Raw genomic sequence first — 8632 nt, 5'->3', positions numbered from 1 at the left:
CACCAAGCCCTTTGCCTGGGCCGCGATCATCAGTGCCATGGCCGCCAGCGCCCCGGAGCGAATTGCCTCATCCCGCGCCAAGGCAGGGTTGTTGGCGTAGGTGGCTTGGGCCATGTTGACCCAGCTTTCCGCCCGTTCCGGAGGGAGGATCCCGGCGGCCACAGCCCTTTGGACAATCTCAGGCAGCTTCTCATAGCCTTTCAGATCCCCCAGGACAATAAACACCACCGCCGCATCCGCCACCTTCTGTTGGTTGTAGGCCAGGGCCTTAAGGCGCTCTTTGTCCTCGGGAGCCGTGACAGCAACAAACCGCCAGTGCTGGATGTTGAAGGAGGAAGGAGCTTCCGTGGCATAGGCCACCAGCTCGCGGATCTCCGCTTCCGATAGAAGCTGGCTGGGATCGAACTTGTCAGCGGAGATGCGCGCTTTTATGGCAGCTAGAGCGTCCATCGCAATCCTCGAAGCTGAAAGGTCAGGAGCCGGAAGGCTGCTGATCCCAGGACTAAAGGCAGAGTTGGTGGGCTACCATACATTCTGGGTTCAAACGGTCCGCCCCTTCTAGGTTATTTCCTTTTTAGCTGCTCTGAGGCAACCGGTGCGCTGAGCCTTGGCAAGCAGCCCCGCCGGCCAAACGGGATCCCTGGCCCAAAGGCAGGTATGATAAGGAGATAACCAAGGCTCTGGCCCGCAACATTGGATTTTGCGGGGTCACAGACCGGCAATGGCGAGCGGCGTGGTTGATGGGGAGAGATAACCTGTGAATTTCGGTCGCGTGCTGACGGCAATGGTGACCCCCTTTACGCCTGAGGGGGAGCTTAACTACGAAGAAGCCGCTCGTTTGGCTGATTACTTGGTAACCCACGGCAGCGATGGCTTGGTGGTCTGCGGCACCACTGGCGAGTCTCCCACCCTAACCTGGCAAGAGGAGTACGAACTGTTCCGCGTGGTGCGAGATGCGGTGGCCGGTCGGGCTAAAGTTATCGCCGGCACGGGATCCAACTCCACCCGCGAGGCCATCGAAGCCACCAAAAAAGCTGCCCAATTGGGTTTGGATGGCTCTTTACAAGTGGTGCCCTACTACAACAAGCCCACCCAGGCTGGCCTCTATCAGCACTTTAAGGCGATTGCCCAAGCCAGCGACCTGCCCATCATGCTCTACAATATTCCCGGTCGGACGGGGGTGAGCCTGCAGCCGGAAACGGTGGCGAAACTAGCGGAGTTGGAAACGATTGTCGCCATCAAGGAAGCTAGTGGTACAATGGATGTAGTTTCGGAAATTCGGCGGCTTACTCCCCCACATTTCGACATCTATTCAGGAGATGACTCTCTGACACTGCCGATCTTATCCTTGGGAGGCAGCGGTGTGGTCAGTGTAGCCAGCCACTTGGTTGGGCCGCAACTGCAGGAGTTGATCCAAAGCTACAGCAGCGGACAACACGGCCAAGCTTTGACCTATCATTTGCGTCTGTTTCCACTGTTTAAGGCTTTGTTCATCGAGACCAACCCTGTTCCCATCAAAGCAGCGCTAGAGATGCAGGGTTGGCGAGTGGGGCAGGTGCGCCCTCCGCTGGTGCCTCTCCAGGCCAGTTCTCTACAGGTTTTACGGCAAGTGCTGCAAGAAGTAGGCCTCCTGGCTGAAGCGCAGGGATCCGAACGAAGGACGGCGAAGGCTTCATGATCCCATCTTTATGACATTTTCTTAGGTTTTGCCTTTACCATGACGAGAGTTTTTCAAGGGTGGGGGGGTCTTCTGTGGCGTTTGAGCTGTGACTAGGGCCGTTTTTCTTCTAAAGTTTTTGCTTTTTCCCCACCGGGAAAGAGATAAATTGCGACCGCGGAATCCGGCTTTTACCTATGACCTTGCGGGTAAGTTTGCTGGGATTTGTCTACACCAGTTTTTGTCTGTTTGACTGTCACTGTTGAGGATCTAAAGCTAATATGCCAACACCACGGACTTCCATTGCTTCCCGTCCTGCGGCCTCGGCAGCCAAGCCCACTGCCTCGCTGCAGATGATCCCGCTAGGAGGCGAGCGGGAGATCGGCAAAAACACCTGGGCCTTCCGCTACGAGGATGACATCATCCTGCTGGATGCCGGTTTGGCTTTCCCCGATGAGAGCATGCACGGCATCAACATCGTGCTGCCGGACATGACCTACATCAAGCAAAACCGCGATAAAGTGCGGGGGATGGTGGTTACCCACGGCCACGAAGATCACATCGGCGGGATCCCGTATCACCTACGAGAATTCGACATTCCGGTCATCTATGGCCCGCGTTTGGCGCTGGCGTTGCTGGAGGACAAGCTCCGCGATGTGGGGCTGTTGAACCGCACAGAATTGCGCCCGGTTGGGCCGCGGGATATCGTGCCCCTGAGCAAGTACTTCTTTGCTGAGTTTATCCGCAACACCCACTCTTTTCCCGATAGCTTCACGGTGGCTCTGCACACGCCGGTGGGTGTTGTCATCCAGACGGGCGACTTCAAGATTGACCACACGCCGGTGGATGGGGAGCGCTTCGACCTACAGCGACTGGCCGAACATGGGGAAAAGGGGGTGCTGTGTCTGATTAGCGACTCCACCAACGCCGAGGTGCCTGGGTTTACTCCTTCCGAAGCCTCGGTGGTGCCAGGCCTTACCAAGGCGATTGCGGGAGCCAAGGGACGGGTGATCATCACTACCTTCGCTTCTTCGGTACACCGCCTCAATTTGGTGTTGCAGATTGCCGAGCAGCAGGGCCGGGTGGTGTCTCTGTTGGGCCGCTCCATGCTGAACGTGGTGGCTCACGCGCGGCGCTTAGGCTACATCCGCTGCAAGGACGAGACGCTGCAGCCGATGCATGTCATCAACAGCTTGCCGGACGACCAGGTAATCATCCTCACCACGGGATCCCAAGGCGAACCGCTGGCTGCTCTGACCCGCATCGCCAACGGCGAGCACCCGCAGTTGCAGATCAAGCCAGGAGACACAGTGATCTGGTCGGCCAACCCCATTCCCGGCAACACGCTGGCAGTAACGCGGGTGATCGACAAGCTGATGGAGCTGGGAGCCGATGTCATCTACGGCAAAGACAAGGGGTTGCACGTCTCCGGCCACGGCTGCCAGGAAGACCAGAAGCTGATGATTGCCCTCACCCGTCCTAAGTTCTTTGTTCCCACTCATGGGGAATACCGCATGCTGGTCAAGCACGCCGAAACGGCGATGAGCATGGGGATCCCGCGGGAAAACATCGTGATCATCGGCAACGGCGATGTAGTGGAGGTGAACCAGGAGCGCATTGCTGTCGTCGGCAAGGTGCCCACGGGGGTACAGATGATTGCCGCTTCCCACGATGGGGTGGTCATGGACGAGATGCTGCAGGAGCGCCAGCAGATGGCCAAAGATGGCATGGTGACGGTAGTCATCAGCTTGGATGGCAGTGGCCAGTTGCTCTGCACGCCGCAGGTGCAAAGTTTGGGCCTGGCGGGTGAGGGCAATTCCTTTAAAGGATCCGACCTAAAACCCCTGCTGGAGGACACCCTCAAGCAAGCTTGGCCGCGCTTTGCCCGCTCGCTGGAGCGAGGCAGGCTGGAGATCGACTGGGCCGGCCTCAAGGGGGAGGTGGAGCGGGTGGTGCGCCGCTTTGTCCGCGAACAACTGCCCGGCAAGCCGACGGTACTGGTTTTTGTCCAGTCGCCTGAAGAGGAGTCTGTGCCGGTCACCTCTCTGCCAGTTGGCGAAGTGCGGCAGGAGCAGGTAACCTTGGGGCGGCGGCGGCGCTCCTCGGCGGCGGTGGCGGCTTCGTAAGAGGGGGTGGCTGGCTCTCACGGCTTCCCTGGGCTGGAGAAGGGGAGTTCTGCTTTTGGGAAGCTGCTAGACGAGAGCTCTGCCAATGCCTCGGGAGCAAGGGATCCCACCTCGCTAAAGGGTGGGCAGGGGCGCTGAGGCGGGACGGGCTGCTGCAGGATTCTCAGGAAAGCCTCCGCCAGGTCGGCATATCCCCGGTCGTTGGGATGAAAGCCATCGGCTAGCGGGCCGGGGAAGAAAGACTCGCGGCGGTAGGAGCGGGGATCGCAGAGGAGGTCCACCACGGGGATCCCCTCTTGGCTCAGGGGGTTAATGGCCCGTTGGCTGAGGCCGACGGAGACCAAAGCCAGCAGCTGCCGCAGGCCCCTGGGCTGCTGCTGCCCCAGGGGGATCAGGGCAAAGTTGGGCAGGTTGGCCACCGCCAGGCGAGCTTGGGGAGCGCGGGCCCGCACCGCCTGCAGCAGGGTTTGGTAGTCGGCGGCAAATTGTTGGATCTGGCGCTCAATAAAGGGCAAGGGATCCTCGCCCTGCAGGGCCCGTTGGGCTGCGGCAAAGACAATGGCGTTGGTGTCGTTGCCGCCTACCCAGAGGGTAATCAGGGTGGCGTCGGGAGGGATGCGCGGCACTTGATCCTGGAGCAGGTTGGCCGGGATCCCTTCCCGCAGGGCTTGCATGGCTGGGCTGAGTACCGCTCCTGAGCGGCCCAAGTTAATCAGCTCCACCGGGCCGGGCAGCAGGCGGGCCAGGCGGGGGACATACCCCGTCCCGTTGGGGCAGTCCAGCGGCTCTGAGCGCTGCGGGCGGGTGCCGGCAGCGTTGGCTGGACCATCGCAGGAGATGGAGGCGTTGAAGCCAACGGCATCACTGGCTCCCAGAGCCACGTAGCGGGTGAGGGCGGGCGGGCTGGGTATGAGAACAGCGGGGGGAGATCCAGAGGTTTCGGAACAAGCGGTTAGCCCCCACCCCAGCATCCCGATTGCCACTGAGAGCAGCAGCAACCGAACGGGTCTGGGGGCTTGCCTTTTTTGCCAAGTAGGGGATCCCATAGGGTAGCTTTGCTGCAGAGGTGGGGGAAGCCCCCAGCCAAGCTAGCCGAAGATTGGCCAATTGGCGAGTATGGTGGGAGTATGGCGCTGCGTTTTTGCAAGTCCCGCACCTACCACGATCCCCTGCACGGTGCCATCAGCCTGGATGGCGGGGATCCAGTCGAGGCGCTGCTGATTCGCCTCATCGACACGTCGGCCTTCCAGCGCCTGCGCCGCATCCGCCAGTTGGACACCGCTTTTTTTACCTTCCATGGCGCTGAGGGCTCCCGCTTTACCCACTCGGTGGGAGTGCTGCAGGTTACGCGGCGCCTGTTTGACAAATTGGCCCGCCGCTACCCGGAGCTGCGCCCCTACCGCCCTGTAACGCTGGTTGCCGCTCTGCTGCACGACATTGGCCATGCCCCCTTTAGCCATGCCGGCGAGGAGATTTTCGGCTGCCGACACGAGGTCTGGACGGCCCGCATTGTGCGGGAGGATCCCCAGATAGCCACGCTGGTGGCGGAGTTTGACCCGCAACTGCCGGCCCAACTGGAGCAGGTGTGGCAGAAACAATTTCCCCTGCCGCTGGTGGGGCAGCTTATTGCCAGCCAACTGGACTGCGACCGCTTTGACTACCTGATGCGCGACAGCCTGCTCACCGGCGCCCAATACGGCCACCTGGATCTGGATCGCATCCTCACGGTGTTCGACTACGACCCGGAGACGGGATCCCTCTCCATTCCCGCCCGCAAAGGCCTGGGAGCCATCGAGCACTATCTGGTGGTGCGCTATTTCATGTACACCCAGGTGTACCAGCACCCCAAGAGCCTGTGTGCCCGCTTTATGTTGGAGCGGCTCTTCAAGCGGGCCCAGGTGCTCCTGCACCAGGGAAAGATCGAGCTGGATCCCATCTTGAGTGCCTGGTGTTGGGCGGCGCTGGCGGTGCAAAAGGGGGATCCCTTCGAGCTGCCTTTGCCCCTCTATCTGGCCGCTGACGATGTGATGTTCAGCTACCCTTTTCGCTTTTGGGCCATGGCGGGGAAGGATCCCATCTTGGCCGATTTGGCGGGGCGCTATTTGGATCGGGATCTATTCAAGGCCCGCAACATCACCCGCTTGCCAGAAGAGCGACGCCAAGAGCTGGTGGCAACTCTAAGCCAGAAGATGCAGCAAGATGGCTTGGATCCAGAAAGCTATTTGGGAATTCGCTCGGCCCACGTCCAGGGCTACAGCTTCTACGACCAAGGGATCCAACTCAAAACCGAGGACGGCTACGTGGAAATTGCCCAGCTCTCGCCGCTGGTGCGATCCCTGGTGGAAACGCAAAGCCAGGTTTGGCTGATCTTCCCCCGCCCCTACAGCGATATCGTAGAGAGGGCTTTGTCTGCCTAGAGGATTGGCAGATCCCAGGGCTAGGGCATGGGCAAAATCCGTTCCTTATCTGAAAGAGGGAAGCAAGAGTGGGAATCCCGGAGATCCTGGCGATGGTGTTGGTGCTAACGGCCCTGGCGATTGCCTTGGTGGCGCTGCGGCTGGGGCAGGCGCTGTGGGCTTCCCCCTGGCTGCGGGATCCCTTGCCGGAGCAAGCGGCAGAGGTCGGAGCGGCCCTGGAGCGGCTGGCGGTGATCGTGCCTGCCTACAACGAGGCGGAAAACGTGGTGGGCTGCCTAAGCAGCATCCTGGACAGCACCGCCGCCCCGCTGCAGGTCTGGCTGGTGGACGACGGCTCCACCGATGCCACCTGGGAGCTGGCCCAGGCCCTGGCTGCCGAACGGCAAGATCTGCGGCTGCACCTGCTCCAAGGGGATCCCCGCCCCCAAGGCCAAACGTGGGTGGGCAAAAACTGGGCCTGTGCCCAGGCCGTTGCCGCCCTGGCCGCCCAGCCTGATCCCCCCGACTACCTGCTCTTTCTCGACTGCGACGTGCGGCTGGGATCCGCTGCCATCGAAGCAGCCCTAGGACAGTTGCTGGCAAGCGGCAGCGGCTTGGTAAGCGTAGGGCCTCAGTTGGTGTGCGGCTGTCTGGCCGAGTGGCTGGTGCAGCCCATCATGATGGCCATCTTGGCGGCAGGCTACGACTTTGCCGCCGTCAACGATCCCAAGCGTCCCAAGGCCTTTGCCTTCGGGCCGTTCATGCTGTTTCGCCGCTCCGCCTACGAGCAAGTGGGCGGACACGCCGGCGTGGCCAATGTGGTTATCGAGGATGTGGCCTTGGCCCAGCGCATCAAAGCGGCTGGCCTGGGCTTGCAGATTTGCCTAGGGGGGTCGCGGGTGCGATGCCGCATGTACGCCAATGGAGCCGCCCTCTGGGAAGGGTGGACGAAAAACTGGTTCCTGGGCCTGGAGCGCAACTGGGCCCTCGCCGTGTTGGCGATGGTCACTGTCTTGGGCATCTGCGGCCTGCCCTGGCTGGGGTTGATCCTGGCTGTGGCTACCGGATCCCCGCAGGTCTTGGCGGCCAGCCTGGCCGGGATCCTAGGCCAAGGGGTCATCCGCCTGCTTCTATGGCGTTGGGCCCACCTGCCGCTGCGTTACTGGTGGCTGACGGCGGTGGGAGGCTGGGTGACGGCGGCCATCATCTTGGCTTCTGCCATCCGCACCACCAGCGGGCGCAACTGGACTTGGCGGGGCCGTCCCCTGGCAGCAAGCTAAGCAGAATACAAGAAGCCCCTCCCGCTGACGCGAGCAGAAACACCGCGGGAACATGGTCTAATGGGGAATGTTCGGAGAGGATCCCAAGATAAACAAGCGGCGTTTACAAACAGTGGGATAGCGCAATGCAGGCTTTGGTCATCGGCTCCGGGGGACGAGAACACGCTTTGGCGTGGAAGCTGTTGCAGTCTCCCCAGATTACTCGGGTCTACTGTGCACCTGGCAACGGCGGCACGCAGCAGATGCCCCGCTGTCAGTCTGTGGCTTTGGCGGCCACCGACATCGAGGGACTGGTGCGATTTGCTACCGTGCAAGGGATCCGCCTGACGGTGGTGGGGCCGGAACTGCCCTTGGTCGCGGGAATTGTGGACGCCTTTCAGGCAGCGGGGCTCCCCATTTTCGGCCCCAGTCGCGCCGCCGCCCAACTGGAGGGGAGCAAGCTCTGGGCCAAGCAACTGATGCAGGAAGCAGGGATCCCTACGGCTCCGGCTGCTGGCTTTGCCGACTTGTCTGAGGCACTGGCCTACCTGGATTCAAGAACTCCGTCAGGCAAAGGCAGCTATCCGGTGGTAATTAAAAAAGATGGGCTGGCCGCCGGCAAGGGGGTAACCGTTGCCCACAGCCGGGAAGAAGCCGTGCAGGCCCTGGAGGCGGCCCTGGCCAAGCCGGGCGAGCGGGTGCTGATTGAGGAGTTCCTTGCCGGCCAAGAGGTCTCGGTGCTGGCCTTGACGGATGGCCAGATCTGCCTGCCGCTGCTGCCCGCCCAAGACTACAAGCGCCTTGGCGATGGCGATACCGGCCCCAATACCGGCGGCATGGGGGCCCACGCCCCAGCAGACCACCTGGTGACGCCACAGATTTTGGCCCGCATCCAGGCCCAAGTGCTGGATCCCACCCTGCAGGCGCTGCAGCGGCGGGGCATCCGCTACCAGGGGGTGATCTACGCCGGCCTAATGATCACGCCCAACGGGGATCCCTATGTGTTGGAGTACAACTGCCGCTTCGGGGATCCCGAAGCCCAGGTGATCCTGCCCCTGTTGGAAAACCCTCTGGACGAGGTGCTGCTGGCCTGCATCGAGGGACGGCTGGCCGATCTTCAACTGAAGTGGAAACCTGGCTACGCCGCCTGCGTGGTCATGGCCGCCCCCGGCTACCCTGACAGCTACGAGCGAG

7 protein-coding genes are annotated in these 8632 nt (G+C 61.6%); 5 read left to right on the top strand and 2 right to left on the bottom strand.

Annotation, left to right across the window (positions count from 1 at the left end):
* The coding region (locus tag NW835_RS10980) for a nitroreductase family protein (protein ID WP_414415305.1) at positions 1-450 on the bottom strand (450 nt) is incomplete at its 3' end.
* Positions 451-757: 307 nt separating this feature from the next.
* Between NW835_RS10980 and dapA the strand changes: the two genes are divergently transcribed.
* Both dapA and NW835_RS10970 read left to right on the top strand, forming a co-directional pair.
* Positions 758-1678 (top strand): 4-hydroxy-tetrahydrodipicolinate synthase, encoded by a 921-nt coding sequence (dapA, locus tag NW835_RS10975; protein ID WP_414415304.1) that lies wholly within the window; start codon positions 758-760, stop codon positions 1676-1678.
* 260 nt (positions 1679-1938) lie between these two features.
* Positions 1939-3783: a ribonuclease J gene (locus tag NW835_RS10970; RefSeq protein WP_414366058.1), complete on the top strand. Its 1845-nt coding sequence runs from the start codon at positions 1939-1941 to the stop codon at positions 3781-3783.
* 17 nt (positions 3784-3800) lie between these two features.
* Here the strand turns inward: NW835_RS10970 and NW835_RS10965 are convergent, their stop codons facing one another.
* On the bottom strand, positions 3801-4829 hold the full coding sequence (locus NW835_RS10965) for an SGNH/GDSL hydrolase family protein (RefSeq protein WP_414415303.1): 1029 nt from the start codon (positions 4827-4829) through the stop codon (positions 3801-3803).
* Positions 4830-4910: 81 nt separating this feature from the next.
* Between NW835_RS10965 and NW835_RS10960 the strand changes: the two genes are divergently transcribed.
* The 3 genes from NW835_RS10960 to purD all read left to right on the top strand — a co-directional run.
* A complete protein-coding gene (locus tag NW835_RS10960; protein WP_414415302.1) occupies positions 4911-6200 on the top strand; it encodes an HD domain-containing protein in 1290 nt (429 codons plus the stop codon).
* Positions 6201-6268: 68 nt separating this feature from the next.
* The gene (locus NW835_RS10955) at positions 6269-7459 is read left to right on the top strand and encodes a glycosyltransferase (RefSeq protein WP_414415301.1); all 1191 of its coding nucleotides are present in this window, start codon (positions 6269-6271) and stop codon (positions 7457-7459) included.
* Positions 7460-7584: 125 nt separating this feature from the next.
* Positions 7585-8632: phosphoribosylamine--glycine ligase (purD, locus tag NW835_RS10950; protein ID WP_414415300.1), on the top strand; the 1048-nt coding region annotated here is incomplete at its 3' end.

The sequence above is a fragment of the Synechococcus sp. OH2 genome (genome assembly GCF_047462155.1).
Lineage (GTDB): Bacteria > Cyanobacteriota > Cyanobacteriia > Thermostichales > Thermostichaceae > Thermostichus.
This window is presented reverse-complemented; position numbering and strand designations above follow the sequence as displayed.